Source organism: Bradyrhizobium centrolobii (assembly GCF_001641635.1).
Lineage (GTDB): Bacteria > Pseudomonadota > Alphaproteobacteria > Rhizobiales > Xanthobacteraceae > Bradyrhizobium > Bradyrhizobium centrolobii.
In genome coordinates this window covers 141180-168164 of record NZ_LUUB01000120.1, presented here as the reverse complement: position 1 = coordinate 168164, position 26985 = coordinate 141180, and the positions used below count along the sequence as shown (strand labels likewise).

The 26985-nt window shown below is 62.9% G+C and carries 22 protein-coding genes; 9 read left to right on the top strand and 13 right to left on the bottom strand.

The window, feature by feature from the left end; genetic code table 11:
• The first annotated feature begins 178 nt into the window (after nt 1-178).
• Nucleotides 179-643: a cupin domain-containing protein gene (locus AYJ54_RS42965; protein ID WP_063705167.1), complete on the top strand. Its 465-nt coding sequence runs from the start codon at nt 179-181 to the stop codon at nt 641-643.
• Between the two features lie 463 nt (nt 644-1106).
• Nucleotides 1107-1949 (top strand): DUF1194 domain-containing protein, encoded by an 843-nt coding sequence (locus AYJ54_RS42960; protein WP_063708535.1) that lies wholly within the window; start codon nt 1107-1109, stop codon nt 1947-1949.
• Nucleotides 1950-2306: 357 nt separating this feature from the next.
• On the opposite strand, the gene AYJ54_RS42955 is transcribed toward AYJ54_RS42960, so the two are convergent.
• The 9 genes from AYJ54_RS42955 to AYJ54_RS42915 all read right to left on the bottom strand — a co-directional run bounded on the left by AYJ54_RS42955 (nt 2307) and on the right by AYJ54_RS42915 (nt 12301).
• Entirely contained in the window at nt 2307-2684 is a 378-nt protein-coding gene (locus AYJ54_RS42955) for a TadE/TadG family type IV pilus assembly protein (RefSeq protein WP_245329304.1), read from the bottom strand.
• Entirely contained in the window at nt 2681-3184 is a 504-nt protein-coding gene (locus AYJ54_RS42950; protein ID WP_245329303.1) for a TadE/TadG family type IV pilus assembly protein, read from the bottom strand. Before AYJ54_RS42950 ends, AYJ54_RS42955 begins: the two co-directional genes overlap by 4 nt.
• Before the next feature lie 11 nt (nt 3185-3195).
• Nucleotides 3196-4533, bottom strand: a complete 1338-nt coding sequence (locus tag AYJ54_RS42945) for a pilus assembly protein TadG-related protein (protein ID WP_082906121.1) — start codon at nt 4531-4533, stop codon at nt 3196-3198.
• A 268-nt stretch (nt 4534-4801) separates the two neighbouring features.
• Nucleotides 4802-6037: an ABC transporter permease gene (locus AYJ54_RS42940; protein WP_063708512.1), complete on the bottom strand. Its 1236-nt coding sequence runs from the start codon at nt 6035-6037 to the stop codon at nt 4802-4804.
• Nucleotides 6034-6765 (bottom strand): ABC transporter ATP-binding protein, encoded by a 732-nt coding sequence (locus AYJ54_RS42935; protein WP_063708531.1) that lies wholly within the window; start codon nt 6763-6765, stop codon nt 6034-6036. Before AYJ54_RS42935 ends, AYJ54_RS42940 begins: the two co-directional genes overlap by 4 nt.
• A gap of 14 nt (nt 6766-6779) precedes the next feature.
• Nucleotides 6780-8129, bottom strand: coding sequence for an efflux RND transporter periplasmic adaptor subunit (locus tag AYJ54_RS42930; protein ID WP_063708511.1), 1350 nt, complete (start codon nt 8127-8129; stop codon nt 6780-6782).
• A gap of 1570 nt (nt 8130-9699) precedes the next feature.
• A complete protein-coding gene (locus AYJ54_RS53250; protein WP_063708510.1) occupies nt 9700-9900 on the bottom strand; it encodes a hypothetical protein in 201 nt (66 codons plus the stop codon).
• Nucleotides 9901-10221: 321 nt separating this feature from the next.
• Entirely contained in the window at nt 10222-11625 is a 1404-nt protein-coding gene (locus AYJ54_RS42920) for a sensor histidine kinase (protein ID WP_063708509.1), read from the bottom strand.
• A 1-nt stretch (nt 11626) separates the two neighbouring features.
• Nucleotides 11627-12301 (bottom strand): response regulator transcription factor, encoded by a 675-nt coding sequence (locus AYJ54_RS42915; RefSeq protein WP_063708508.1) that lies wholly within the window; start codon nt 12299-12301, stop codon nt 11627-11629.
• Between the two features lie 267 nt (nt 12302-12568).
• On the opposite strand from AYJ54_RS42915, the gene AYJ54_RS42910 reads away from it, so the two are divergent.
• The 5 genes from AYJ54_RS42910 (at nt 12569) to AYJ54_RS50315 (ending at nt 20219) form a co-directional block, all read left to right on the top strand.
• On the top strand, nt 12569-13780 hold the full coding sequence (locus tag AYJ54_RS42910) for an efflux RND transporter periplasmic adaptor subunit (RefSeq protein ID WP_082906120.1): 1212 nt from the start codon (nt 12569-12571) through the stop codon (nt 13778-13780).
• 166 nt (nt 13781-13946) lie between these two features.
• Nucleotides 13947-17195, top strand: coding sequence for an efflux RND transporter permease subunit (locus AYJ54_RS42905; RefSeq protein WP_430641470.1), 3249 nt, complete (start codon nt 13947-13949; stop codon nt 17193-17195).
• Between the two features lie 13 nt (nt 17196-17208).
• Nucleotides 17209-18753, top strand: a complete 1545-nt coding sequence (locus AYJ54_RS42900; RefSeq protein ID WP_063708506.1) for an efflux transporter outer membrane subunit — start codon at nt 17209-17211, stop codon at nt 18751-18753.
• Nucleotides 18754-19077: 324 nt separating this feature from the next.
• On the top strand, nt 19078-19653 hold the full coding sequence (locus AYJ54_RS42895; RefSeq protein WP_082906119.1) for a class I SAM-dependent methyltransferase: 576 nt from the start codon (nt 19078-19080) through the stop codon (nt 19651-19653).
• Between the two features lie 368 nt (nt 19654-20021).
• Nucleotides 20022-20219: an ABC transporter substrate binding protein gene (locus AYJ54_RS50315; protein WP_136624321.1), complete on the top strand. Its 198-nt coding sequence runs from the start codon at nt 20022-20024 to the stop codon at nt 20217-20219.
• A gap of 349 nt (nt 20220-20568) precedes the next feature.
• Here the strand turns inward: AYJ54_RS50315 and AYJ54_RS42890 are convergent, their stop codons facing one another.
• The 4 genes from AYJ54_RS42890 to AYJ54_RS42875 form a co-directional block, all read right to left on the bottom strand.
• The gene (locus tag AYJ54_RS42890; protein ID WP_063708505.1) at nt 20569-21657 is read right to left on the bottom strand and encodes a TRAP transporter substrate-binding protein; all 1089 of its coding nucleotides are present in this window, start codon (nt 21655-21657) and stop codon (nt 20569-20571) included.
• A gap of 166 nt (nt 21658-21823) precedes the next feature.
• The gene (locus tag AYJ54_RS42885) at nt 21824-22912 is read right to left on the bottom strand and encodes a TRAP transporter substrate-binding protein (protein WP_063708504.1); all 1089 of its coding nucleotides are present in this window, start codon (nt 22910-22912) and stop codon (nt 21824-21826) included.
• Nucleotides 22913-23111: 199 nt separating this feature from the next.
• Nucleotides 23112-24245, bottom strand: a complete 1134-nt coding sequence (locus tag AYJ54_RS42880; RefSeq protein ID WP_063708503.1) for an Mrp/NBP35 family ATP-binding protein — start codon at nt 24243-24245, stop codon at nt 23112-23114.
• A gap of 53 nt (nt 24246-24298) precedes the next feature.
• Nucleotides 24299-24748 (bottom strand): VOC family protein, encoded by a 450-nt coding sequence (locus tag AYJ54_RS42875; protein ID WP_063708502.1) that lies wholly within the window; start codon nt 24746-24748, stop codon nt 24299-24301.
• 209 nt (nt 24749-24957) lie between these two features.
• On the opposite strand from AYJ54_RS42875, the gene AYJ54_RS42870 reads away from it, so the two are divergent.
• Entirely contained in the window at nt 24958-25827 is an 870-nt protein-coding gene (locus AYJ54_RS42870; RefSeq protein WP_063708501.1) for an NAD(P)-dependent oxidoreductase, read from the top strand.
• Between the two features lie 21 nt (nt 25828-25848).
• Nucleotides 25849-26985: sodium:proton antiporter NhaD (gene nhaD / locus AYJ54_RS42865; protein WP_245329302.1), on the top strand; the 1137-nt coding region annotated here is incomplete at its 3' end.

Sequence of the window (26985 nt, the reverse complement as noted above, 5' to 3'; positions counted from 1 at the left end):
TGACCCTGACCCGACATCGCCCTTTTGTTCCCTATCGTGCCGCGACGACGTCGAGTAGACTATCGCGAGCTGCCCTGAAGCGGGACGTGCCGAAATGCTCGCTGGGGGATTGGGCAGTGATCATCGTGAAAGCAATCGCACTCTGAAAAATGGAGCAAAAATCGTAAGGAGGATCCCCATGAAAAAGCTTCTGACTTTGGCAGCCTTGATCGCGCTTGCGGGTTCGGCACTGGCGCAAGATGCCGTGACCCTCGTCAAACCAGATGCGCTGACGTGGAAGGACAATCCGAACATTCCGAAGGGTGGCCAAGTCGCGCTCCTGGTAGGCGATCCAACGAAAGCTGGCAGCGTGGTGGTCCAGCGCGTCAAGTTTCCGCCCAACTATAAGGTTCCGCCGCACACTCATCCCTATGCCGAGACCGTCACCGTGATCAGCGGTAGCGTCGGCTGGGGCATGGGCGAAAAGTTTGACCCTACGAAAGGCGAGGTGGTCAGGGCGGGTGCCTTGCAGGCGCTGCCGGCGAAGCACGCTCATTATGTTTGGACGGGGAACGAGGAGGCGATCCTCCAAATTCAGTTCATCGGCCCAGGAGGCATCGACTACATCGACCCGGCTGATGATCCCCGCAAGAAGACGCAGTGAAGCATACCAACTCCAATTTGCAAGCCGGTGGTATTCATCACTCATCGTGTCTGGAAGCGAGCCTCCTTGGCACCACCTGCATGAGACCGCCTCTAGACCGGCCCCGCTGCGGCCGAGGCCAAGCGGGGGGCTTTAGATATTGAGCGAAAGTCTTGCCGCTGCGTTTGCCTAAGCGGTATGTCGGGTCCTGGCCCTTCTGCGACATAGGCTTTCGGGCGGATGTCCGCTTTGCGCCAAGAGCTGCCCTTCCCGCCAAGTCGCATTTGACCCCGGGCGGACGTCCCGTTCTATTGCCATCCGGGAACTTCCTTGTGCAGGCCGCCTTCCCGAGCGGCATGACGGGTAGCCGAGCCGAAACATCTGCCGTCTCGATTGCTGCGAACGGGGACGCCAATTGCATGTTTCCGCTTTTCCGGATGCGTTTTGGGTGTCACTATGCTCATGAAATGACGGGATGGCCACCATGCGCAGGTGTGTCTCGGTCGGAGCGTTGTTTGTTGCGGGGACGATACTCGGCGGTGACGTGGCTGGCATTGCCGCGCCGAGCCCGAAACCTCGATTCGCCGACACCAACCACAATGTACCATCCGTCAATCTCGAGCTCGTTATCGCCGTCGACGTCTCCTATTCGATGGATATGGACGAACTTGCCATACAGCGCGAGGGCTATGCACAGGCCATCGTGTCGAAAGCGTTCCTTCAGGCGCTGAGGGCCGTTCCGGGCAGCAAGGTGGCCGTGACCTATTTCGAGTGGTCGATGTCGGGTGACGAGAAGATCATCATTCCATGGAGCGTGATCGATGGCCCGGGATCGGCGGCGGCCGTGGCCGCCGAGATCATGGAAACGCCGATTCGCCGAGGTTCGAGTACCTCGATTTCCGGGGCGATTAATTTCGCACTGCAGTTGTTCGACGAAAATCCGCATCGCGGGTCGCGGCGCGTCATCGATATTTCCGGCGATGGGCCGAACAACGACGGAGCACCCGTAACCGGCGCGCGCGACGCTGCCCTGGCGAAGGGCATCATCATCAACGGCCTGCCGATCATGGTGAAGGAGCCATCCATTTCGACGGTCGATATCGAGCATCTCGATCTCTACTACGAGGACTGCGTGATCGGAGGGCCGGGCGCCTTCATCATGACGATCAAAGATCGCAAGAACTTCCAGGAAGCGATCCGGACCAAGCTTGTTCTCGAAGTTGCGGGCCTCACGCCGGAGAGCGGGATCGTCCCAGCCACCGCGAAAGAACCCCGGGTGCCCTGTCTGATCGGCGAAAGAAAATCGCAGGAGCGCGGGCGGCGGTGAGTGTCGAGGCGATCACTCGGAGCCGCCGGACGAACAAACTGTAGGCAGCAGTTATCATGGTCGCAGCCAGCGCCCACGCGCCGGGGCATTGGAGGTGCTAACGTCCGCTCGTGTCCCGAATGCTAAGTCAGGCGCCGCTCTGAAATGGCCTGCTTATCGGTGAACACCGGGAGAGGCCGAGAGATGTTCAAAAACGACGCTTTGGCTCCATCTCGGACGTTCTCGCCGTCCCGCTATTGGGCGGGCTCTCTGTCGAACACCGGACGCGCAGCTAACGAGATGGCGGATCCGAAGAAGCGCACCGCTAGCCCGCGCGACCTCAGGTGAGCGCTTCAGCGAAGATTGAGGCAACACTAGTCAACTCGGAAAGCATGCCTGTGCCGTTAGAGTTACCGGTGAGAGATTGAGCACCTGTGGAAACTGAAACGCATAGCTCGCGCTAACCTGATTGCCACAGGTCGAAGTCGAGTAGGTGAATGTCTGGGATGGGAGACCGAGACCGAATGCCTGCTGGGCAGCGTAGGTTGCAATGGCGTCGCTACTCGGGCAGAGCGTGGGATTGACGCTGGCGCAGCGCGCTGCCATTTCGGTCCCATGTTGCAGACCGAGCTGCGTCCAGAACAGCAGTCCGAACTCGATGATTCCAAATATGAAGAGAAAGAAAACTGGCGCAGTCAGGGCAAATTCGAGCGCCGAGGCGCCGCAATCGTCTCGCCATATCGTAGTTACTTTCACTGCAGCCTCACAGTAGACTGCGCGTTGTAGGTGTAGGTGGCGGCGACAATCTGATAGTTGATCAGCGTATAGTACGTCGCCTGCGCGGAGACCGTCGCATATGTTCCCGCCTGCGTGCCGCCCGTGCAAACCGTACCGCAGCTGACAGTGCTAACACCGGTACCCGTCGGACAACCGCAAAACTGTACTGGTGATGGTGAGGCAGTTGTGACTGTAGAGTTCGTTGCGCTTGTGACCGCGCTGGAAATGCCGCTCGCACTAAAGCCATGCACAATGGCGTATTGCGCTCCAGCCTGCGCCGCATTCTCAACTTGCATCTTGCGATAGACCGCAAGCCCAATGTCAGTCACGGAGACCACCATCAGGGACAACAGCGGGACCATGAACCCGAACTCGATCGCAGCTGCGCCATCTGTATCGCGAACAGCAGCAAAAACGAATTCACGGAGGCGCAAAAATGTTCGAAATCGGCTATGACACAACATTTTTTGGACTTGCATGTGAGGCCACCTCATTCAACCAACTGTGCGGTTTGCGAGCCGATTGTAGCGACGCCAAGCGCGGAACAGTTGACCTGCAGGTTGGACGTTCCGGTGAGGGTGATGGTATCGGCGATGATCTTTGTGCAGGAAGTACTCGTACCGTTACCGCCGCTGAAGCTCAGGTTCGCCTTCGGAAGGTAAATCGCGCCGCCGAAGTTCTGCGTGGCGCCACCAGTCAGATTGAAGGCAGTCCCCGCCGGCATATTGCGGTCGCCGTACATGACGATGCCTTTGGTGGGACCGGTGGTGGGTGCCGTCAGATCGATGGTCGCATTGCTGCCGATCGAAGCGGTGCCCCAGTTGCTGCCCGAGCCCGTAAAGACAAGGGTCACGTTGGTACCTGTGATCGTGGCATTGCCCGCTACGCTCAAGCTCGCGCCGTCGAGATAATAAATGGCGGGGTTAAGGTTTCCGGGGTTCAGATTTAATGTTGCTCCAGCATTGACGGTGATGCTGCCGCTGTAGCAGCCAGGGCTGAGGGAGTTGGTCTTCCCATTGGCATTGACCGTAATCTTCCCGTTGCTGCAGCTCGGCTCCGAGGGAGGAGAAACGCTCGCATAGGGATCGGCGATTGGCTGGATGTGTGTTCGAATACCGTTGGTCGTAGTAATATTGCTCGCGCCGGAGACATCGCCGACCACCCCGACCTGATTGGCAGAAACCGCAGCGCTGCCGCTCACGTTGAGCGATGGGCTCGCACTGGAGTTACTGTAGAGGTTGCACTTGATCAGATTGAGCTGGTTGCTGCCGCTCACGTTCACGGCGGGGCTTGCAGTTGAGTTGAGCGCGAGCACGCAGCCTGTTCCGGAATTCGGCAAGGCGACCGCACGAGCGGTGATGCCTACCGGATCCGAGCCGAACAACGAAGATAGCAGCCGCTGTTGTGGTTGGCTCACGATGACTTCGATAGCCTGCAAGTTCGAGGCATAGCTGCCCGATTTCGGCGGCTGATTCACGATGATGGTAACGTTGTTCACCGCATTCGCGTATCCATAGTTCGCGGTCACCGCGTTGGCTTCGGCAGCCATATCGCCGCCTCCGGCTACAGCAGTCGCCGCACTCACCGCACCCGAATCCGCCGCGCTCTGCATATTTTTATGTTTATAGTACCACCATCCAACCTCGGTGCCGAGACCGGCCGTGCCAACCAGGACAGGCATGAGCAGCGCGGAGACGACCACGTAGCTGCCCGACTGATCTCGAATGAATCGTTGAAACAGAGTGAGCCGGCGCTGGCACGCACAACCGCCAAACAGCGAGAGGTAAAGCGAGGCTTTCGAAGGAGTGACTGCGAACCTTCCTGTCATTGATCTATCTCCTGCCGGCGCTTGCCACTTTTTCCCGACTTAAGTTGGCGCAGGCGGTTTAAAGGCAGATCAATGAGAGCGAGACAATTTTAATGAATTCGGAGGGCACGATAACTGGCTCGTTTGGGGCGCGCCACTTTGGCCCGGCCTCAAGGTTGCCTTCGGCGATCAGCTGATCCGCGTGTACGGGAATGCGGCGGTCAATACCGGCTACTACGCGTTCTCCTATGTCAAGGATGGCGAGACGAAATCCATTTCAGCTCATCGCCTATTCGAAGCGCAGCGCCACAATTGGGTCAAGCCGCGCGGCCCGATGGGCAGGATAGAGGCCAAAAGAAATTCCGATGAACCCCGCGAATCCGCAAGCCAGGACGATTGCCCAGGGGCTGATCAGGATAGGCCAACCAGCCTTCCACGCGATTGCGATTGCCGCGGCGGCTCCCAACACTGCACCCACAAGGCCTCCCATCAGCGCCAAGATCAGGGCTTCGATCAGGAATTGCCATCGGATGTCGCGGCGGCTGGCCCCGACCGCCATACGCAAACCGATTTCGCGGGTACGCTCGGTCACCGAAACCAGCATGATGTTCATGATGCTAATGCCGCCAACGACCAGCGAAACCGCTGCCACCGCGATTAACAGACTTCCGAGGAGCCGCACGGCGGCGCCGCGTGCAAACAGGATCTCCGCTGGATTCTCGATCTTGAAATCGCTGGGGGCATCGGCGCGAATGCGGTGCCGCTGCCGAAGCAGCGTCTCAATCTGCCGTTCGATCTCCGGCATCGCAGTTGCGTCCGACACTTTGATCGATATGAAATCCAATGCTTCGCGCGTTGTGCCGCGCACAGCGCCCAGCACCCGGCTTTTCGCAGCTGACAGCGGGATGAACACGACGTCGTCCTGGCTGCGGCCAGCTGCCCCCACCCCCTTTTTGCCCAGCACGCCAATCACGGTAAAGGGGACGTTGCCAATCCGAAGCGTCTCTCCCGGTCCCGCGTGCCCATTGAAAAGCTCCTCGACGATCACCGATCCGACGATGGCAACCTTTGCTCCGGATACGATCTCGTCGCTCGTAAAGGATCGGCCACTGGCAACTTGCCATTCGCGGGCCACCAGATAGTCGGCATTGATTCCGGCCACTACCGTCACCCAGTTCTTGTTGGCGGCCACCAGCGGGATGGAACGCGACAACAGCGGAGCCGCGACCTGCACGTCCACCAGTTCGCGGCGAATTGAAGCGGCGTCCTCTTCCGTCAGCGTGGGCTGTGTTCCCGATTCAAGCCTTGCTCCGCCGGAATTCCTGGCGCCGGGCATGACGAGCAGGAGGTTGGCTCCAAGCGTGCGGATCTTCTCGGAAACTTCCGCTTGTGCGCCGGCTCCCACCGACACCATGCAGACCACCGCCCCTACGCCAACGATGATCCCAAGAACGGTCAAGGCGCTTCGCAGTTTGTTGATGCGAAGCGCCCGCGTGGCGATTCGCAAGCTCTCCAGACGACTCATGGGGAGGAATCCAAGGCTGCGGCATTCAAAGGCGAATTCTTGGTTGTTACTTCGGCGTCCTTGATCACTCGCCCATCGTGCAGCGTGATCTGTCGCCGCGCGCGATCAGCGACGTCGGTAGCGTGGGTAATCACGATGATCGTGCGACCATCGCGATGAAGAGTCTCGAACAGCGACAGAATCTCATCGCTGGTAGCACTATCCAGCGAACCGGTCGGTTCGTCAGCCAGGATGAGAGCAGGATCGTTGACCGTCGCGCGGGCAATGACAACCCGTTGCTGCTCTCCTCCCGAGAGTTGATTTGGCCAATGATGCCCGCGGTCCGCCAGGCCTACGCGCTCGAGCGCGTCTTTGGCTGCGCGACGTCGTCTAGAGGGAGGAATGCCGGCGTAAACAAGCGGCAGCTCAACATTTTCCAGCGCGGTTGCCCGCGGCAGAAGAGCCGGCACTTGGAATACGAAGCCGATGTCGTGCCTCCTGATGGCCGCGCGTCTATCCTCGCTCAGCCCTGCAACCTCGCGGCCGTTGAGCGCATAGTCGCCGAAATCCGGTCGATCCAGGAGACCCAAAAGGTTCATCAGCGTCGACTTTCCCGAACCCGAACGGCCGCGAATTGCAACAAACTCGCCGTGTTCGATCGCGAGCGACACGTTTGATACTGCGCGAACGATCGCCCCTCCGCAGGGATAGTGCTTTGAAAGCCCAGCGGTTCGGACCAGCGGCTGCATCGTTGAATCCAATCTCAAAATCCGAGGCGCAGGCCGAAATTGCCCCTTTGTTTTTGAGTGTTCGCAATCCCGATAATCACTTGCTGGCCCTCCGCAAGCGGGCCCTCCAGCAGTTCTGCACTGTTGTCGTCGCTCACGCCGAGTCTCACTGCGACCGGCGTTGGTCGCCCGCCGTCGCCGACCAGCCAGACCGTCGCCGAGGCCTTCGAGGCGCCCTGGTCGGCATTCTGTTGACCAGACGTGGGGCCGGCATCGTTTGGCCGGAAACGCAGCGCTTGGCTCGGAATCTTAATGATCCCGCCAGTATCGCTCACCACAATGCGAAGCTGGGCCGTCATTCCCGGCAGCAACAGGAGGTCCGGATTTGGTGCCGAAACGATTGTCGTATAGGTGACGACGTTCTGCACGACCTCAGGAGACTTGCGGATCTGCAGAACCCGTCCACTGAAGATATGATCAGGATAAGCGTCCACCGTGAACTGCGCGGTCTGGCCAGCTCTTAACTGGCCGACGTCAGCCTCGTCGATCTTGCCATCGACCTCCATCTCGCGAAGGTCGTTCGCGATCTTGAACAATGTTTTGGCTTCGAGGCTGACAGCGACCGTTTGTCCTGGATTGACATCCCGCTTGATAACGATCCCATCGATCGGCGCGCGGAGCACGGTACGATCAAGATCAAGCTTCGCCTGATCGAGGGCCGCCTGCTTCTGCTCGACAACAGCCTGTGCATTCTCGAGGTTGGCCTCGGCCATTAGCCGTTCTGCTTGCGCAATCGCAATGGCCTCGGTCTTCATCTGGATCTGGTCAAGGGAGGCGCGCAGGTCAGCAGCTCCCGCATCACGCAGGGCCCGCACCTGGGTTAAGTCGCGCTCGGTTCCGGCTCCGGTACGCGCCAATGCCACCTTTCGCAGGAACTCCCTCTCGACTTCGTCTTGCCTGGCCTGATTTGCGGCCGATTGATCCTCCGCCAGCTTTTCGGCGGTCTGCGCATTCGCCACCGCGACCTTCGCTCGTTCCAGTGCCGCCTTTTGCACCTCGGCAGTCGCTTTCGCCACTTTTAGGGCTGCTTTCGCTTCATTGACACGGGCGGCAAAGATTTCTGGATCGATTTGCGCGATCGGCTGCCCGGCCGTTACAGCATCGTTGAAACTAACGAACACTTGCGCGATTCGCCCCGACAGTTGCGAGCTAACATCGACGCTTACGACCGCCTCGATGGTGCCGCTCGCCTTGACCAAAGTAGCGATGCTGCCGCGTTCAATTGGGGCGGTGAGGAAGGTCGGGACCGCGGTTTCGTGGCTATAGGTGTAACCCAGCCCGACTATGAACGCGCAAAACAGAACGGCCACAACAACGAAACGCATGTGGCTATCATCCTATCTCAAACATCCCTATCTCAAATCATTCAGCCTTCCGCCGGAGGGCGGTTGACGCCAGGTGAACTGCTTTCCAGCCCCTCGCCAGTCGATGCTAGTTCAAGCCGAACATGTTGACTAGACAGCCGCGCAGAAAGCTGGTGCCCTCCCGCCGCCGGTCGGCCGCGGCAACAGTTATTTCTCAACGCCGGGCAGCAGGGACCCCGGCGACCATTGGAGCCGACGGGGTCCGGCACTTAATGCAGAGCTTAGACCGGAGCGCTCGCGGGCTCGATGCCTACCAGAAGCCACACGCTACCCCGAGTCTGGCGGTGCCGCGCTACGGCACTTGATGTTGGAAGCAAGCGACATCGTACTGGGAGTTGGCCTTTGCATTGCTGGTTGAGTTTCCCGGATTTGTTGGGGTTCCAGCGTAGTTCTTTTGTAGGCCCACAACGTCCAAAGCGAACGGGGACATACTGCTGAGGCCGCCCGCGCCCAGCTGACCCGGAGGACCACCGGCTGTACCGCCTGAGAGGGTACCGCACGATGCGCCGCCCGAAGCACCGGACGGCTGCGTACCAGGTTGGCCCTTCGTCACACCGAGACCGGCAGCCGAGCCATGGGGATTGTCGGCGAAGACCACGCTCGCCGAGGGAAGCAGTAGGCAGGCACCAATTGCGAGAGAGGCTAACACGTGTTTCATCGCTGCACTCCCTTTCAAGATATGTTGCGCATTGGGCATAGTCGTTTGGAGATGCTCCGCAGAGCGGATTGGCCAGCACGCTAACCTACCAATCGCCGTCCAGGCGGTAGGAGCCCGATCCCCAATCATTCCCAACGAAACACCGGAAGGTATCGAATATTCCAGGGCTCCGCTTTTTTTGCCCCTCCGTCCAGCGATCTTACCCGGCGCGTTTATCACGCTCCGCGCGCGACCAGATCGGTGTACCGCAGGTCAACATCCCTCACGAATGCTCAATACTCGCCGCGATGTTGCTGTCGACGAATACAGTTGCGGCCGCTCGCGCCTTCTCGTGTGCGGCGATGTTCTCTTCGGCTGGTCCGAGCAAGGCGGTATCTCGCTATCGGTCGAGAGCGCGCAAGCGCGGGTCGGTCGTCCGCTGACTCCCGTGAGCATTGCCGGCGTTGCGCGTCGACAGGCGCGACGCGGCGCGTATGGGCATGGTGCCGGTGCCGTCGCGGCAGGCGCCGCGGCGGTTGGCACGGCCGCAGCGATTGCGGCGACATCGCCTTACAGAGGACGGGGGAACCGGTCCCTATTACACGGGAGCCGGCTACTCCACTGGTGGTGGCCCTTACGCGGCTTACGCCTATTCTCCGGAAGACTGGCGGAGACGAAACGGCATTACCTGCGAACCCGGCACGATGACCAAGTTGGACGACGGCCGGATGTATCCCTGTCAGTAAAACTGTCACTGCTCGCGACGCGGCAACAAGGGGGCTCGGCCAAAGCCGGGGCCTTAAGTTTTCCAAAGAGCGCGAGAATGACGGCTTGGTTCGTGGTGATCGAATGGAGATTGCAAATGGAGACCACCGGCCGCCAACCGTACTCGACCTAGATCATCCCCTTCTTCGTAGCGCGCAAGCTGCGGACGTAATACCCCTGTCTCTGAACGGCCGACCTGATCTCGTCGCTGACTCTGAAAACTCTTTTTTTGCTCTTGCGCCACTTATTCGACGAGCACAGCACAGGTATCGCGGAGCCTTTGCTGAGAACGAGCAGGTCGCGCTTATCATTGCGGTAGACATCAAACATGTTTCACCCCGCTGATAGTAATGAAGTAAACATGGAATATTTTTCGTCTCGCTCGCTCAGCTTAATCTCTTGGGTGCGCGCGCGGGTGGTAAATGTGCAACGCCCGTCACTTCTTCTTCACCGCGGTTCCGGATCGGGAGCGAACTGACGCAAGCCCAGCAGCTGGTGAATTGTGGGGAAAACGCTGGCGCATTCGCACCATCAACCCAGACCTTTGCGCTAGATCAATACGAACTGCCGGTCGATCGCGCGCCCGGACGCGGCCGATGAGGGATTGTCGCGCGCTCGACCGCAAGAGACGAACTCGCGGAGAGAGCCCCCTCACCCGGCTTCGCGTTCTGCAAAGCCGTCCTCGCCTACAACGGGGGAGGACGTAGCCGCCACCTTGTCCGCGAGCCTGAAGCGCAACGTAAACTCGGCGCCGCCGCCGGGAAGGTTTTCCACTGCGATTGTTGCGGCGTGATCCTCAACGACGGCGCGCACAATCGACAGCCCGAGGCCGGCGCCGTCGCTGCGTTGGCGGTCGGCACGCCAGAAGCGCTGGAAGATCAGCTCGCGCTCTTCCTGCGCGATGCCGGGGCCGCAATCGCGCACCCGCACCGAGCCGTCATCGCGCACCTCGACGTCGACCGAGGTGTCCTTCGCGGTGAACTTGATGGCGTTCTCGGCGAGGTTGAAGATTGCCCGCTGCAGCATCTCGGAATTGCCGTGGATCATCACGGGCGTATCGGCGCCCTTGAGCGCGATGTCCTTGTGCTGGGCGAGCGCGAACGGCGCGATCGCGCCGATCACCTCGGCACAGACGGCGCGCAGGTCCGCGGTCTCGCCGGGATCGAGCACCAGCGTGTCGAGCTCAGCGATCTCCAGGAGCTGGGCGACGATCCGGCTCATGCTCTCGATGTCGGCATGCAGCGCCTGCCGGGCGGCGCCATCGCCGAGCGTCTCGATCCGCGTGCGCAGGATCGCGAGCGGCGTGCGCAATTGATGCGCGGCATCGGCCGTGAACTGCCGCTGCACCCGAAAGCCGTCTTCGAGACGGTCGAGCGCCTGGTTGACGGCGGTGACGAGCGGCATGATCTCGCGCGGGATCTGCTCGGTCGGCAGGCGGATGTCGGTGCGTGAGGGGCCGATATTGCTCGCCTCCTCCGACGCCTTCCACAACGGCGCGATCGCGCGGCGGAAGATGATGATGTCGGTGGCGAGCAGGATCAGCAGGATCGGAATGGTGATCCATCCCACCCGGCGAAAGAAGTTCGAGACGATGTCGTCGATGATCACGTCGCGATGGGCGAGATCCTCGGCGACCTGGATGCGGACGGTCTTTCCGTCGATGATCCGGCTGACGCCCGAGCCGGAAATGGTCTCGGACAACGGCGGCGCCGATGCGCCGGGGCGCCGATGCGAGGAGAACAGCAGCCGGCCATCGGCATCGCGAATGTCGTATTGGTAACGACCGTAGGCGTCCGAATAGAGACCCCTGAGGCTGTCCGGCAGGTTGAACGTCAACGTGCCGTCCGGTTGCACGGCGATGCGTTGGGCCAGCACTTCGGCCTGCGCGCGCATCGCGTCGCGGTGCAACTGGTCGATCTCGGAGTTGAGCAGCCAGAACAGCACCAGAGGCAGGAAGATCGCGACCACTGCAACGGCGACGATGTGCAGGAACACGATCCGCCAGATCAGCGACTTGAACGTCGGCGATCTCGCATAGGTGCGGGCCGCGGGCACGCTACTTCTCCTCGGCCATCAGATATCCGACGCCGCGGATGGTATGGATCACGACCTTGGCGCCGTGCTCGGCGAGCTGCTTGCGCAGCCGCGAGACGTAGACCTCCACCGCGTTGGAGGCAACCTCGCCCTCGAGCCCGAAGATGTGGTCCTCGACGTTCTTCTTCGGCACCACCCGCCCCTGCCGTCGCAACAGGATCTCCAGCACCGAGGTCTCGCGCGCCGAGATGATCCGCGGCTGGTCGTCGACGAAGATCTGGCGACTCTCGGTGTCGTAGACGAGATTGGCCAGACGCAGCGAGCGGCCGAGCAACTGGCCCGGGCGACGCAGGATCGCCTCCAGCCGCGCCACCAGTTCCTCCATCGCGAACGGCTTTGCGAGATAGTCGTCGGCGCCGCTGCGCAGGCCGGTGACGCGGTCCTGCAACCCGCCGCGCGCGGTCAGCACCAGGACCGGCAGTGGATCCATGTGCCGGCGCAGCTCGCGCAGCACCGACAGGCCGTCACCGTCGGGCAGGCCCAGGTCGAGGATCATCGCGGCGTAGCTGACATTGCGCGTCGCCTCCCGCGCCTCGGCCGCGCTGCTCACGATGTCGCTCTCATAGCCCGCCGTCGCCAGCCCATTGGCTACGAGCCGCGACAGCTCGACATTGTCCTCGACGATCAGAAGGCGCATGCGTTGAACCCGACGCTCCGGCATTCCCGAACCCTGCGGCACACGCCGCAATTGACGATGTCTCCCATCATTCGGCGGCCGCGGCCAGCAAAAAATGGCTCTCGCAGGGCGAGGCCGGCATGCGCGGCCCGTAAGGTGAGCGTCAGCGTCGACTGCTAACAGGGTTCCGCTCCTGCCACGACAGTTGCATCGCCCTGCCTCCCGGCTCGCAGCGATTGCCGGGGCGCGGGCAGACGCGGCCGAAGCCATCACTACAGGACACGAGCGATGACGGCATTTCGCATCAAGCATGCGGGCTTTGCGGTGAGCATTGCCGCGGCTGCCGTGCTCGTCGCCGGTGGCTGGCTGCTGACGCGCACGAGCGAGGTCCGTTCCGCCCGGGCGGCGCAGCCAGCCGCAGCCAGCGAGGTCGATATCGCCCGGCAGGCGGTCGATGTGACGGAGAAGCAGGCCGACGGTTTCAGAATCCTGCCGGCTGAGCCCCGCAGCTTCCGCGTGATGAAGAACGCGGTCGGGTCGATCGACTTCAACCAGAACATGCTGGTGCAGGTGTTCACGCCAAATCCGGGCAAGATCGTCGACACGTTCTTCAACGTCGGCGAGACCGTCACCAAGGGACAGACGCTGTTCACCATCGACAGCCCCGACCTGCTCCAGGCCGAATCCACGCTGCTGGCGGCCGCCGGCGTGCTCGAGCTGCAAACGCGCACGCTGTCGCGCGTAAGGCAGCTGCTCAAGACCGGCGGCGGCGCGCAGAAGGACGTCGACCAGGCGACCTCCGACCAGCAGACCGCCGAAGGCAACTACAAGGCCGCGCGCGACGCGGTGCGCATCTTGGGCAAGACCGACGAGGAGATCGACCGCATCGTCGCAGACCGCAAGGTCGATTCGATCCTGATCGTGCCGAGCCCGATCTCGGGCCAGATCGTCGCGCGCAACGCCGCGCCCGGCCTCTACGTGCAGCCGGGCAATGCGCCCGCACCCTACACGCTTGCCGACCTCTCCACGATGTGGATGGTCGCCAACGTGATCGAGATCGACGCGCCCGCCTACCGCATCGGCCAGCCTGTTGCGGTCAGCGTGCCCGCCTATCCCGACGAGATCTTTCGCGGCCATGTGACGACGCTCGGGCTGAATATCGACCCGACCACGCACCGGCAACTGGTCCGTTCGGTGATCGAGGATCCCGCGCACAAGCTGCGCGCCGGCATGCTGGCGAGCTTCGCCACCGAGACCGACGGGCCCAGACTGTCGGTTGGGGTGCCTTCGGACGCCGTAGTGCGCGAGGGCGACGGTACCATGACGGTGTGGATCACCGCCGACCGCCGCCGTTTCGAGCGGCGCTCCGTGACGGTCGGCATCGTGCAGGACGGCTGGACCCAGATCGTCCACGGATTGAAGGCAGGCGAGCTCGTCGCCTCGACCGGCGCGATCTTCCTCTCGAACAAGTTCGCCACCGCGGTCGCGGGCGGAGCGTGATTCAGGTGGCGCAACGCGAGCCCGCTTCGCCGCGGCCCCTCACCCCACCCTCTCAGAGCGAGCGAAGCTCGTCTCGGCCCCGTAAGAACGGGGAGCGGGTGATCGCGTTCAGCACCCGCCTCATTTCCGGCCGCGGCGCGCCGGACCAGCAAGTGTCGAGATCGTGATCAAGGGCATCATCACCTTCGGCCTGACCCGCAGCGCGATCATCGTGCTCGGCCTCGTCGTGTTCTGTGCCGCAGGCCTCGCCGCCTTCGCCAAGCTGAACATCGAAGCCTACCCGAATCCAGCGCCGGTGATCCTGGAGATCACCGCGCAGGCGCCCGGCCTTTCGGCCGAGGAGATGGAGAAATACTACACGATCCCGATGGAGGTCGGGCTCTATCCGACGCCGGGCGTCGTCAACATCCGCTCGACCTCGTTCTACGGCCTGTCCTTTGTCCGCGTCACCTTCCGCTACGGCGTCGATTATTATTTCGCGCTGACGCAGGCAGCCAACAGCATCCAGCAGAACATCCAGCTTCCCGGCAACCAGGTGCCGACCATCCAGCAGTCGAGCCTGGTCGGCGAGATCTACCGCTATCAGCTCGTCGGCCCGCCGAACTTCGGGCTCACCAACCTGCGCACGCTCCAGGATTATGTCGTCACCCGCCGCCTGATGACCATTCCCGGCGTGGTGCAGGTCAATTCGTGGGGCGGCACCACCAAGCAGTTCAACGTCGATGCCGACCTGCAGAAGCTCGAAGCCTACAACATCACCGTGCCGCAGCTCGTCACCGCGCTCGGCAACGCCAACGTCAATGTCGGCGGTCGCGAGATCGCGATCGGCCAGCAATCCGTCAACATCCGCGGCATTGGCCTGATCGATTCCGGCGGCGCCGACGACGTCACCAAGGGTTACAAGGTCGGCGACATCGAGAACATCGTGCTGACCCAGTCGAACGGCCTGCCGATCCAGATCAAGGACGTCGCGAAGGTCTCGGTCGGCTACGTGCCGCGGCTCGGCATCGCCGGCAAGGACAAGGACGACGACGTCGCCGCCGCGATCGTCGTCATGGGCCGCACCCAGCACACCAACGACATCATCCCGAAGGTCGAGGAGGAGGTCGACAAGATCAACAGCGACGGCACCCTGCCCCCGGGCGTCAGGGTCGTGCCCTATTACGACCGCTCTTCGCTGGTGGGCGTCACCACCCACACCGTCCTGCACAACCTCCTGTTCGGTTGCCTCCTGGTGTTCGTGATCCAGTGGGTATTTCTGGGCGACCTGCGCAGCGCACTGATCGTCTCGGCCAACATCCCGTTCGCGCTGTTCTTCGCCATCATCATCCTGGTGCTCCAGGGCGAAGATGCCAACCTGCTGTCGCTCGGCGCGGTTGATTTCGGCATCATCGTCGATTCCGCCGTCATCATGATGGAGAATATCTTTCGCAATTTCCAATCGAGCCCGGACAACCGCGCTCGCGTGCTGCAGCATCTCGCCGAGGGCTATTGGGGTGCCGATCCGACCAACCCCACCCACGGCCAGCCGTCCGCGGCGCGCTGGACCGAGCGGCTCCGGATGATCTTCGTCAGCGCGCTCCAGGTCGACAAGGCGGTATTCTTCACCGCCGCGATCACCGTGACCGCCTTCGTGCCGCTGTTCACCATGCAAGGCGTCGAGGGTCAGATTTTTGGACCGATGGCCCGCACCTACGGCTATGCGCTCGCCGGCGCCCTGCTCGCTACTTTCACGGCGACGCCGGTGCTCGCCTCGCTGCTGCTGCCCGAGCACATCGAAGAGACCGAGACGGCAATCGTGCGGGCGCTGCGCAGGACCTATACGCCGGTGCTGCGCTGGGCGCTCGGGCGCGTGAAGCTCGCAGTGACCGCCGGCGTCATCTTCCTCGCCATCTCGACGCTCGCGGCAAGCCGCCTCGGCAGCGAATTCCTGCCCGCACTGGAGGAAGGCAATTTCTGGATCCGCGCGGCGATGCCGCCGACGATCTCGCTCGACGCCGGCACCGAAGCGACGCGCAAGATGCGTGACATCCTGCTGCGCCATCCCGAGATCATCACGGTGGTCTCACAGCACGGTCGTCCTGACAACGGCAGCGACGCCTCGCCCTTCTCGAATGTCGAGCTGTTCGCGCCGATCAAGCCGTTCGACGAATGGCCGAAGGGCCTGACCAAGGAGAAGATCACCGAGGAGTTGCAGAAGGAGTTCGACGAGGAGCTCCCCGGCGTCACCTTCAATTTCTCCCAATACATCCAGGACAACGTCGAAGAAGCATTGTCCGGCGTGAAAGGCGCCAATTCGGTCAAGATCATCGGCCCGAACCTCGACGTGCTGGAGCAGACCGCGACCAAGGTCATGGACGTCATGCGCGACGTGCGCGGCGTTGCCGATCTTGGCGTCTTCCATCTCGTCGGCCAGCCCAATCTCGACATCAAGGTCAATCGCGAGAAGGCGGCGCGCTATGGCCTTAACACCGGCGACGTCACTTCCGTGGTGCAGGCCGCGCTCGGCGGCACGATTGCGACCAACGTGCTGGAGGGCGACCGTTCCTTCGCGGTCGCGGTCCGGCTCGACGCAAGGTTCCGCAAGAGCATCGATGCAGTACGCGACATCAAGGTCGCCTACCAGACCGCCTCCGGCACCAACGCCTACATCCCGCTGAGCGAGCTCGCCGAGATCTCGCTCGATACCGGCGCCTTGTTCATCTACCGCGAGCGCAGCCAGCGCTACATTCCGATCAAGTTCAGCGTGCGCGGCCGCGATCTCGGCGGGACCGTCGCCGAAGCGCAGCAGCGCGTCGCGCAGGCGGTGCAGCTTCCGCCGGGCTACCGCATCATCTGGTCCGGCGAGTTCGACAATCTGGAGGCAGCGAAGGCGCGGCTGATGGTCGTGGTGCCGATCACCCTGCTCCTGATCTTCGTGCTGCTCTACAGCCTGTTCAACTCGGTGCGCGACAGCCTGCTGGCGCTCGCCGGCATCCCCTTCGCGGTCGGCGGCGGGCTGATCGCGCTCTATCTTGCCGGGCTCGACTTCAGCATCTCCGCCGCGATCGGCTTCATCTCGCTGTTCGGCGTCGCCGTGATGGACGGCATCCTCAACATCACCTATTTCCGCGAGCTGCGCGCCTCCGGCATGAGCATCGCGGATGCCGTGTTCAGCGGTGCAGAGCAGCGCATGCGGCCGATGCTGATGACCGCGCTCTCCGCCGGCGTCGGCCTGTTCCCGGCAGCGCTGTCGCACGGCATCGGCAGCCAGGTGCAGCGGCCGCTCGCCACCGTCGTGGTTGGCGGCATGTTCATCGGCCCCCTGCTGCTGCTCGTGGTGGCGCCGGCGCTGCGCAAGATCTTCCTGTCGCGGGAGCGAACCCCCTCGCAGCAGGACAGCGCGGCCGCCTCGCCGCCCGAAGTGGCCCAATAGGAAGGCGCGGTGGATGCGTAGCGTGACTGGACTGCCCCGTGTCGCCCGAACGCTGGCCATCGGCGCCGCCAGCCTGTGGCTCGCAAGCTGTGCCGTCGGCCCGAACTTCGAGCCGCCGCCGGCCCCCGCCGTTTCCGGATATACGCCGGAGAAGCTCGCCTCGCCTCACGCCGATGCCGACGGCCCGCGCGTACCGCGCCAACACTTCGCCAACGGCGCCGACATTCCGACGCGCTGGTGGGCGGCATTCCGCTCGAGACCGCTGAACGAATTGATCCGGCTCTCTGTCGAGCACAATCCCTCGCTGCAATCGGCGGAGGCCGCGATCCGGGTCGCCAACTTCAACGCGCTCGCGCAACGCGGCCTGTTCTTCCCGCAGGTCGGCATCAACTACACGCCATCCGACCAGCAGTTCTCCAACGCGACACAGTCCAATCCCCTGGACGCGCCGCAGTCGCGCTACACGCTGCACACGGTTCAGCTCAACATCAGCTTCGTGCCTGATATCTGGGGCCAGAACATCCGTGCGGTCGAGAGCCTCGATGCCCAGACCGAGCAGGCGCAGTTCCAGCTCGAAGCCGCCTATCTCGCGCTGACCGCCAACGTCGTCACCGCCGCGATCCAGGAGGCATCGCTGCGCGGCCAGATCGCGGCGACCGAGCGCATCGTCAAGATCGAGCGCGACATCCTCGGCATCCTCAGGACCCAGTTCGAGGCAGGCCAGGCCGCACAGGTCGACGTGCTCACGCAGGAAACGGCGCTTGCTCAGGCCGAGCAGACGTTGCCGCCGCTCCAGAAGCAGCTCGCCGTGCAGCGCAATCTCCTCACCGCGCTCGCCGGGCAATTCTCCGCGGACGAGGTGCTGCAGAAGTTCGAGCTCCAGCATCTCGCCCTGCCCGCCAACCTGCCCGTGAGCCTGCCGAGCACGCTGGTGGCGCAGCGCCCGGACGTGCGCGCGGCGGAGGCGAACATGCATTCTGCAAGCGCGCAGGTCGGCGTCGCGATCGCGGCGCGGCTGCCCAACCTCACCCTGACAGGCAATCCCGGCACCGGCGCATTCAAGCCGGCCGAGCTCTTCACGCAAGGCACGCTGTTCTACACGGTTGCAGCCAGCGCGACGCAGCCGCTATTCGACGGCTTCACGCTCTATCACAAGCAGAAGGCGGCGGAGGCCGCGCTCGACCAGGCCGAGACGCTCTATCGGCAGGCCGTGATCACGGCGACGCAGAACGTTGCCGATGCGCTGCGCAGTCTGCAGGCCGATGCGCGTGCGGTGCAGGCGGCGATCAAGGCTGACACCGCGGCGAAGGCGAGCCTCGACATCGTGCAGAAGCAGCTCGTGCTCGGGCAGATCACCCAGGTCACCGTGCTGAACGCGCAGCAGGCCTATTTCAATACGGCGATCGCCCGTGTGCAGGCGGAAGCGACACGGCTGGCAGACACCGCGGCGCTGTTCATGGCCCTCGGCGGCGGCTGGCCAACCCAATGCACGACACCGGTGTGGCGCGACTGCGTGTTCTCGCCCGCTCCTTCAGTGCGGGTAAGCGAAGCCAAATAGCGCATCGCGGCAATGGGAGGATCGGAACGTGCGGGAGCAACTCAACCGCGCAAAGCAGGGCAAGCGGCAGGAGGGTGAGCCCAATGCGAACCCATTTGCGCGCGACGTGCGGACATACGTGGCCCCACTCGCAAACGCCCGGACATAACCAACTCGGCCCCCAAGCGATGCGGAAGCCTGGATGACCTGGAGGGGTTCTTCGGAGGCGCGTAGAATTCCAGTCCAACGTGGAACGGGGCCATAGCGCCGGCGTTGCCATCGCAACTCCTGCGACAAAGGCGTGCGCGCCTGACCCTCATTTTCTCCAGCAGAGGTTAAGAAGCCATGGATTACGGGCGCGAACTCCTGATGCGCATGTTCGGCCGTCCCAGAGGCGTCCTGGGACGGATGGGCGGGGTCATCATGTCGCGAGTGAACCGGGACGCCGCAGCGCAAGTCATCAAACTGCTCGACGTTCGGCCGAACGACAAGGTGCTGGAGGTTGGCTTCGGCCCGGGTGTCGGCATTCAACTGGCGTTGGAGCGCATCACAGACGGATGGGTCGCAGGCATCGACCAGTCGCCGGAAATGGTCAGACAGGCGGCCGCCCGCAATGCCAGCGCACTGCGCGACGCAAAGGCTGACCTGCGGTATGGTTCAGTCGAGAGGCTGCCGTTCGCGGATGAAATGTTCGACAAGGCGTTCGCTATCAATTCGATGCAGGTGTGGGGGGATGCTCGCACGGGACTGAGGGAAGTATGGCGCGTCCTCAAATCTGGTGGCAATCTCGCGCTTTGCTTCACCGTTAACTCCGGTCAGTCAAAGGACGGGATTGTGGAGTCTCTCGCTGCGGCTGGATTTGCGCAGGTGCGAATGGCGGACCAAGCAAAGCTATTCTGCGCAATCGCGATAAAGCCGTGAGTTATCGCACTGTACCGTGAAGATCGTCACCCGGCGCTTCTGCTCCTGGCCGAACTCAGCCCTCAAGCGATATCCGCTCTTGCACGGCTGTCGGCGCCAAGACTGGCCTCTCCCGGATTGCGCGATGATCGCCTCTTGGCGCTGATTTGCGCGACGTATCAAACGGTTTTGCAGCTGTAGCTCGTAGGATGGGTAGAGCGAAGCGAAACCCATCGCGCGGTCTGACCCAGACGACAATGGCAGCGGCGCGCTTGATCACCTGGGGGATGATGGGTTTCGCTTCGCTCTACCCATCCTACCGGTCTTGATGACAAACATCGTCGCTTCCGCCCCCTGAGGCGACATTCGGGGGGCTCGAGTGTGCGTCGCTGTATGGTGCCGCCCTCTACGTCGACCGCATCCTCCACGGCGCGAAACCATCAGAGCTTCCGGTTCAGGTGCCAACCAAATTTGAGATGAGATTAAATCTCAAGACGGCCGAAAGTCTCCATCTTTCGATCCCACCGTCAATGCTCACCCGCGCCGATGAGGTGATCGAAGAAAACGCAATTTGCTGCGACGCATGAGTCCGGAAGTGGCCCAACTGGGACCCCAAGCGATGCCCGCTCGCTCTTGCACGGCTGTCTGCGCCACGGCTCTCGGATTTCGGATTATGCGACGATTGTATCATCACACTGTTTTGCCCGACGTGTCAAAAGGTTTCGCAGAATGCAGGCGGGCACCCTGCCCCGAATTTCTACTTTGCATGGGGTTGTTTTGCGGATTTTTGGTTGGCGCCCGCAACGGTGGGAGGAGACGCCCCTTCTCGGCTCGTAAGCTAAACCTGATCTCATCATGAGCGGATGCAAAAAGCCCGGCCTCGCCTAGCGAGACCAGGCTGCTTGACGAACGATCGCGCTGCAACGCGCGGCGCGATCAGCTCTGCGAGTGACGCGCCATGAAGATGTCGTAGCCGACCTCGGCGACCTGGAACCAGGCGTAGCTGTCGTTGGAGAACTTGGTCAGGGATTCGTAGACCTTCTTGAAGTTGGGGTTGGTCGCGCTGACCTCGCTGTGCAGCTCCTTCGCCGCCTTGTAGCTGGCATCCATGATCGGCGGCGAGAAGGCGTGCAGCTTGGCGCCGCCTGCAAGCAGCTTGCGCAAGGCCATCGGATTGGCCTGATCATAGCGCGCCATCATCCAGTTGTTCGAGTAATGGCCGGCCTGCTCGAGCACGCTTTGATAGTATTTTGGCAACGCGTTCCATTTGTCGAGGTTGACGAAGGCGAGCAGCATCGGTCCGCCTTCCCACCAGCCGGGATAGTAGTAGTGCGGCGCGATCTTGTAGAAGCCGAGCTTCTCATCGTCATAAGGACCGACCCATTCGGCACCGTCGATGGTGCCCTTCTCCAGCGCCGGATAGATGTCGCCGCCGGCGAGCTGCTGCGGCACCACGCCGAGCTTCTGCAGCACGCGGCCGGCGAAGCCGCCGATACGGAATTTCATACCCCTGAGATCGTCCGGCGTGTTGACCTCTTTCCTGAACCAGCCACCCATCTGGCAGCCGGTGTTGCCGGCCAGCAGCGAGATCACGTTGTAGCTCTTGTAGAACTCGTTGAGCACTTCGCGGCCGCCACCCAGCATGTACCAGGCCTGGTTGATGCGCATGTTGGGACCGAACGGCACCGAGGAGCCGAAAGTGAAGGTCGGGTCCTTGCCGAAATAGTAATAAGACGCGGTGTGGCCGATCTCGCAGGTGGCGTTCTGCACGGCGTCCAGCACCTGGAGGCCCGGCACGATCTCGCCGGCCGCGAAGATCTGGATCTGGAATTTGTTGTCGGTCGCTTCCGCGACCAACTTGCACATCATCTCCGCACCACCATAGAGCGTGTCGAGCGATTTCGGCCAGCTCGTCGGCATGCGCCATTTGATTTCCGGCATTGACTGCGCGATGGCGGGAGCTGCAAGCGTGGCGGCGCCCGCCGCACCAAGTCCGGTGACCTTGATGAAATCTCTTCGCTTCATGATGTCCTACCCTGATGGTTCGTGATTGTGGGCCTTCTTGGCGAGGCTTGGGGCGCAGCATGAAGCAACGCCCTGGCGATTTCCATCCCGATCGCACTGCGGCAAAGAAAAAGCCCGGCCTCGCAAGCGAGGCCGGGCGTTTCCGTCTTACGACTTGAGCCGTAGATCAGCCGCGGGTGCGCGAGCGGATCATGAAGCTGTCGTAGGTGTATTCGGCGACCTGCCACCACAGATATTCGTCGGAGCGATAGGCCTGCATGGCGTCGATCGACTTCTTGAAGTCGGCGTTCTTGGCCGAGATCTCCGCCCACAATTCGTTGGTCGCCTTGAGGCAGGCTTCGAGCACTTCGTTGGTGAAGGGACGAAGCTGGGTGCCGCCGGCTACCAGGCGCTTCAGCGCCGCCGGGTTCTGCAGGTCGTAGCGCGCGGCCATCCAGGTGTTGGCGTTGGCCGTCGCATTGGTGAGGATCGCCTGGTAGTTCTTCGGCAGCGCGTTCCACTTGTCGAGGTTGACGAAGGCGTGCACGGTCGGACCGCCTTCCCAGAAGCCCGGGTAGTAGTAGTACTTGGCGACCTTGGCGAAGCCGAGCTTCTCGTCATCGTAGGGGCCGACCCACTCGGCCGCGTCGATGGTGCCCTTCTCCAGCGCCGGATAGATGTCGCCGCCGGCGAGCTGCTGCGGCACCACGCCGACCTTCTGGAGCACCTGGCCGGCGATGCCGCCGATGCGGAATTTCAGGCCCGAGAGATCGGCAACCGTCTTGATCTCCTTGCGGAACCAGCCGCCCATCTGGGTGCCGGTGTTGCCGCAGGGGAAGCCGATCACGTTCGACTTCTTGAAGAACTCGTTGCCGAGCTCCATGCCGCCGCCCTGGTACCACCAGGAGTTCTGCTGGCGCGCATTGAGGCCGAACGGCACCGAGGCGTAGATCGCGAAGGTGGGGTCCTTGCCGACGTAGTAGTAGGAGACGGTGTGGCTCATCTCGACCGTGCCGTTCGAGGTCGCGTCGAGCGCCTGGAGGCCGGGGACGACTTCGCCGGCGGCGAACACCTGGATCTGGAACTTGTTGTCGGTCATCTCGGCGACGTACTTCGCCACCTGCTCCGCGCCGCCATAGATGGTATCGAGCGACTTCGGGAAGCTCGAAGTCAGGCGCCACTTCACCTCGGGCGAGGACTGCGCAATCGCCGGCGAGGCCACTGCGGTCGCCGCCGCGCCCACTGCCGACACTTTCAAGAAATCACGACGCTTCATCTTCAGGTCTCTCCTTGCTGGGGCGTTTCCCCTCAACTTCTCTTTTGCCGCCGCTCGTTCCGGCGATGCGTTCCTTGGAAATCGCGTCGAACCGAAGGCGCTTGACTGCCGTGGGCCTTTAACACGGAAGCCCCCGTTTCGGAACGCGACATTGGCATGACGGGACCGTACGAAAGTCGCATGTCCGCTCGCGCCCGGCTCAGGCCGCGGCGATGACACCTTTCAGCCGGTCCCGGACCTGGCCCGCGATGGCGCGGTAGATCGCCGCATGTGGGCCATCGGGCTCGCTGTCGACCACCGGGCTCCCCGCATCCGACGTGGCACGAATCGCCATGTGCAGGGGTATCTCGCCCAGGAACGGAACCCCGAGCTTCTCGGCCTCATGCCGCGCCCCGCCATGGCCGAAGATGTCCGACTTCGTGCCACAATGGGGGCACTGGAAATAGCTCATGTTCTCGACGATGCCGAGCACGGGCACGTTGACCTTCCTGAACATGGCAAGGCCCCGCCGCGCATCGATCAGCGACAGGTCCTGCGGGGTCGAGATGATGACGGCGCCCTTGAGCGGTACATTCTGCGCCAGCGTGAGCTGGGCATCGCCGGTGCCCGGCGGCATGTCGACCACCAGCACGTCGAGCGTGCCCCATTCGACGTCGCGCAGCATCTGCGTCACCGCCGACATCACCATCGGACCGCGCCAGATCATCGCGGTCTCTTCCTCCACGAGGAAGCCGATCGACATGATCGCAAGCCCGAAGCGCCTGAGCGGAATCATCTTGCGCTCGTCGTTCAGCGCAGGCTTTTCACGCAGGCCCGTCAGCCGCGGCATCGACGGACCGTAGATGTCGGCATCCAGCAGCCCGACCTTCAGGCCGAGGTCGCGCAAGCCCAGCGCCAGGTTGAGCGCGGTGGTCGACTTGCCGACCCCGCCCTTGCCGGAGGCCACCGCGATCACGGCGGCAACGCCCGGAATCTCGGACTGCCGCGACATTGGCGAGGCGCCGCCCTGCGGCGGTCGGTGGGCATGGGCTGGCTGCACCCCCGGCGCGCCGCGGCTCGGCGGCGGGGGTGGCGGTGCGCTGCCAGGCTTGCGCTCGGCGGTCAGCGCCACCATGACCGTGGTGACGCCGGGAATGGCACGCACGGCAGCTTCGGCCGCGGCGCGAACCGGCTCCCAGGCCCGCGCCTCGGGGGCATCGACGTTGATCGAGAAGAACACCTTGCCGTCAGAGGCGCTGATCGCGCTCAGCACATTGGCATTGGTGAGCGCGACCCCGCGCGGCGATTTGATCCGGCTGAGGCTGTCGAGAACCTGCTGCTGCGTCACGCTCAAAGCGCATCTCCTAACTCAAGATGTGCCCCATTAGAGCGGAAACGCCCAAAAGGCTACTGCCTGCCGATATCGTCGGCCATCTCGACGGGCGCTGCCGTGCCCTGCTCCTTGGCCGCCTCGTAGTTCAGCTCGATCATCACCCCGTTGGGATCGTGGACGAAGATCTGCCACAGGTCGCCGCCGGGCACCTGCCGGGACTCGAACTTCATGCCCCTGGCGGTCAGCCGCTGCTTCATGCCATCGAACCCGCGGCTGACGAAGGCGACGTGGTGAACAACGCCCGAATCCGGCTTTTGTGGCTCCGAGGTCGGAGAAATATCGACGAGGTGCACCACCGGCCTGCCGTCGCTGTACATCCAGGCCCCCGGGAAGGCGAAATTGGGCCGGGCGCCGTTCTCCAGGCCCAGCACGTCCTCATAGAAACGGACCGTTTCGGCCAGCTTCCGGGTCCGGATGTTGAAATGATCGAGGACACCAACGCTCACGCCCAAACCCACGCCCATGCCTGCACTCCCTTTTTTTGAAGTCCTTGTTTTGAAGTCCTTGCCCCGCCATCCTAGCACAGGAAGCCGCCAAACGAAGCCGTTGCCCTCCGAGCTTAAGGGTTTATGGTGCGCCCGATCCGCCTCCCAGGGCGGAACCTAATGACGCCGGCTAGCGCCCCTCGCCCGGCAACAACCGTAAAACCCAAACTACGGACAAGGTACCACACATGGCTAAAGTCGCTTTCCTCGGTCTCGGCGTGATGGGCTTCCCCATGGCCGGACACCTCGTGAAAAAAGGGGGCCATGAGGTCACCGTGTACAACCGCACTGCGGCCAAGGCGAAGGACTGGGCGGACAAGTTCGGCGGCAAGACCGCAGCCACCCCGAAGGCCGCCGCCGAGGGGCAGGATTTCGTGATGTGCTGCGTCGGCAACGACAATGACCTGCGCGCGGTCACGATCGGTCCCGACGGCGCCTTCGCCGGCATGAAGAAGGGCGCCACCTTCGTCGACCACACCACCGCCTCCGCCGAAGTCGCGCGCGAGCTCGATGCGGCCGCCGCCAAGGGCGGGTTCAAATTCGTCGACGCGCCGGTCTCCGGCGGCCAGGCCGGCGCCGAGAACGGCGTGCTGACCGTGATGTGCGGCGGCGCCCAGGATGCCTATGCCGGCGCCGAGCCGGTCATCGCGGCCTACGCGCGGATGTGCAAGCTCTTGGGACCCGCGGGCTCCGGCCAGCTCACCAAGATGGTCAATCAGATCTGCATCGCCGGCCTCGTCCAGGGCCTTTCGGAGGGCATCCACTTCGCCAAGAAGTCGGGCCTCGACGTCGCCTCCGTGATCGACGTGATCTCCAAGGGCGCCGCTCAATCCTGGCAGATGGAGAACCGCTACAAGACCATGAACGATGACAAGTACGATTTCGGCTTCGCGGTGGAGTGGATGCGCAAGGATCTGTCGATCTGCATCGCAGAAGCGCGCCGCAATGGCGCCAACCTGCCGGTGACCGCGCTGGTCGACCAGTTCTACGCCGAGGTCGAGAAAATGGGCGGCAAGCGCTGGGATACGTCGAGCCTGCTCGCGCGTCTTCAACGCTGACCCGAACGTAGCGGACATCTCTTGCTGATCGCGATCGCCGCAATCTTCGTTCTGGCCTATGCGGCGATCGCGCTCGAGCACCCCCTCGGGGTCAACAAGAGCGCGACGGCGCTGATCGGCGCGGGGCTGCTGTGGGCGGTCTACGCGGCCACGATCGGCGACCACGCCATGGTCGGCCATCAGCTCGACGAATCCGTCGCCTCCACGGCGCAGATCGTGTTCTTCCTGATCGGGGCCATGACCATCGTCGAGGTGATCGACGCCCACGACGGCTTCGAGGTCATCACCTCCCGCATCAACACCACGAGCCAGGTCCGGCTGATATGGCTGATCGGCTTCGTGGCGTTCCTCCTCAGCGCGATCCTGGACAATCTCACGACCACCATCGTGATGGTCTCGCTGGTGCAGCGGCTGATCGCCAAGCGTGACGACCGCCTGCTGTTCGCCTCCCTCATCGTCATCGCCGCGAATGCCGGCGGCGCATGGACCGTGATCGGCGACGTGACCACGACCATGCTGTGGATCGGCGGGCAGATCTCGCCGCTGAACATCATGGGCGCGGTGTTCCTGCCCTCGCTCGTCAACCTGCTCGTGCCGCTCGTTGCCATCAGCTTTGCACTGAAAGGCAAGACTATCGCGCCGCCGCCGAAGGACGACAGGCTGCAGGGCGCCAATCTGTTCGAGCGAAACCTGATGTTCTATCTCGGGCTCGGCACGCTGATCGCGGTGCCCGCCATCAAGGCGGTCACGCATCTGCCGCCCTTCATGGGCGTGCTGCTCGGGCTCGGCATCGTCTGGCTGGTCGGCGAGATCGTTCATCGCGACAAGGACGAGCATGTGCGCCATCCGCTGACGTTGGCGCATGCACTGACGCGCATCGACATGAGCTCGATCGTGTTCTTCGTCGGCATCCTGCTCGCGGTCGCCTGCCTCGAACACGCGGGCCTGCTGGCGATGCTGGCGAGGTCGCTGGAGGCGACGGTCGGCCGCCAGGATATCATCGTGGTCCTGCTCGGGCTTTTGAGCGCCATCGTCGACAACGTGCCGCTGGTGGCCGCGACCATGGGCATGTACGACCTCGGACACTACGCGCCCGACAGCTTCCTCTGGGAGTTCATCGCCTATTGCGCCGGCACCGGCGGCTCGATCCTGATCATC

Bases quoted from the DNA above. Each gene is read 5' to 3' on its own strand.
- AYJ54_RS42875 (WP_063708502.1), bottom strand. From the start codon at position 24,748: ATGGGCGTGGGTTTGGGCGTGAGCGTTGGTGTCCTCGATCATTTCAAC.
- AYJ54_RS42885 (WP_063708504.1), bottom strand. From the start codon at position 22,912: ATGAAGCGTCGTGATTTCTTGAAAGTGTCGGCAGTGGGCGCGGCGGCG.
- AYJ54_RS42940 (WP_063708512.1), bottom strand. From the start codon at position 6,037: ATGAGTCGTCTGGAGAGCTTGCGAATCGCCACGCGGGCGCTTCGCATC.
- AYJ54_RS42935 (WP_063708531.1), bottom strand. From the start codon at position 6,765: ATGCAGCCGCTGGTCCGAACCGCTGGGCTTTCAAAGCACTATCCCTGC.
- AYJ54_RS42950 (WP_245329303.1), bottom strand. From the start codon at position 3,184: ATGCAAGTCCAAAAAATGTTGTGTCATAGCCGATTTCGAACATTTTTG.
- AYJ54_RS42930 (WP_063708511.1), bottom strand. From the start codon at position 8,129: ATGCGTTTCGTTGTTGTGGCCGTTCTGTTTTGCGCGTTCATAGTCGGG.
- AYJ54_RS42870 (WP_063708501.1), top strand. From the start codon at position 24,958: ATGGCTAAAGTCGCTTTCCTCGGTCTCGGCGTGATGGGCTTCCCCATG.
- AYJ54_RS42945 (WP_082906121.1), bottom strand. From the start codon at position 4,533: ATGACAGGAAGGTTCGCAGTCACTCCTTCGAAAGCCTCGCTTTACCTC.
- AYJ54_RS42960 (WP_063708535.1), top strand. From the start codon at position 1,107: ATGCGCAGGTGTGTCTCGGTCGGAGCGTTGTTTGTTGCGGGGACGATA.
- AYJ54_RS42890 (WP_063708505.1), bottom strand. From the start codon at position 21,657: ATGAAGCGAAGAGATTTCATCAAGGTCACCGGACTTGGTGCGGCGGGC.
- AYJ54_RS42900 (WP_063708506.1), top strand. From the start codon at position 17,209: ATGCGTAGCGTGACTGGACTGCCCCGTGTCGCCCGAACGCTGGCCATC.
- AYJ54_RS42915 (WP_063708508.1), bottom strand. From the start codon at position 12,301: ATGCGCCTTCTGATCGTCGAGGACAATGTCGAGCTGTCGCGGCTCGTA.
- AYJ54_RS42895 (WP_082906119.1), top strand. From the start codon at position 19,078: ATGGATTACGGGCGCGAACTCCTGATGCGCATGTTCGGCCGTCCCAGA.
- AYJ54_RS53250 (WP_063708510.1), bottom strand. From the start codon at position 9,900: ATGTTTGATGTCTACCGCAATGATAAGCGCGACCTGCTCGTTCTCAGC.
- AYJ54_RS42965 (WP_063705167.1), top strand. From the start codon at position 179: ATGAAAAAGCTTCTGACTTTGGCAGCCTTGATCGCGCTTGCGGGTTCG.
- AYJ54_RS42910 (WP_082906120.1), top strand. From the start codon at position 12,569: ATGACGGCATTTCGCATCAAGCATGCGGGCTTTGCGGTGAGCATTGCC.